Below are 1,037 nucleotides of genomic sequence, written 5' to 3'. Positions count from 1 at the left end.
TGTCTTTGGTGTAACTGATAACGGCGATCAAGTCTTTGAATTAGACAATGCCAATAATGTCATTCAAGGAACCAATCAAGTAGAGATTGTCTCTCAACCTGCGGATTTAGTCGTTACTAACGCAACTATTCCGACTACGGGAGAAGCTGGTAAGGCGATTTCCGTGCAATGGACAGTGAAAAACCAGGGAACTGGGGATACCATTGTTAACAGTTGGAGCGATCGCCTTGTAGTTTCTAACGATGAGGTTTTAGGCGATGCAGATGATCTGACCCTCGCCAGCTTCACCCGCACCGGACTTTTAGCTCCCAATGGTACCTACAGTCGGACTGAAAGTGTTATCTTACCCTTTACCCTAGAAGGCAATTATCAGCTATTTGTCGTCACTGATTCGGCTAATAGCGTTTATGAAGGTAGCAATGAGGGGAACAACGGCTCTAGTGCTTTTCCCCTCACCATCTCTCGTGATACTCCCGATCTCCAAGTTACTAGCATTACTCTGCCAAATACTGTAACTCCCGGACAGCCGCTGACCCTCAATTGGACGGTGGCGAATTTAGGGGTAGGACGTACTAATAGCAATTATTGGTACGATCAGGTTTATTTGTCTTTAGATAAAAATGTCAGCGGTAATGATATAAGTCTAGGGTCGGTTTATCGTGCAGGAGCGTTAGAGCCATCAGCAAGTTATAGCGCCACAGGTACTTTCTCGCTTCCGGTTAATTTGAACGGCAGTTACTATGTTCTAGTGCAAACTGACCGAGATAATAACGTTATTGAAGCTGCATTTGAGAATAATAACGTTTTAGCCAGCGATAGTATCAGTGGAGGCGGTTCAGGAACCGGAAGCCTACCGATTACCCCCGCTCCTTCTGCTGATCTTGCCGTTACTTCTGTCGATGCGCCGGAACAGGGAATTGCGGGACAATCCTTGAGTTTAACCTGGACGGTTGTTAATAATGATGCCAATACGGGTCAAAGTTGGTATGATGCCGTTTATCTATCCCGTGACCAAGTATTTGATCGCAACAGCGATG

The 1,037-nt window shown here is 45.8% G+C and carries 1 protein-coding gene; it reads left to right on the top strand.

The window, feature by feature from the left end; genetic code table 11:
* The coding region (locus MICAI_RS16970; RefSeq protein ID WP_039900443.1) for a CARDB domain-containing protein at nucleotides 1-1,037 on the top strand (1,037 nt) is incomplete at both ends.

Origin of the sequence: Microcystis sp. T1-4 (genome assembly GCF_000297435.1) — a bacterium.
GTDB lineage: Bacteria > Cyanobacteriota > Cyanobacteriia > Cyanobacteriales > Microcystaceae > Microcystis.
Note: the sequence above shows the minus strand (reverse complement) of the source record. Positions and strands in the feature narration are given on the sequence as shown.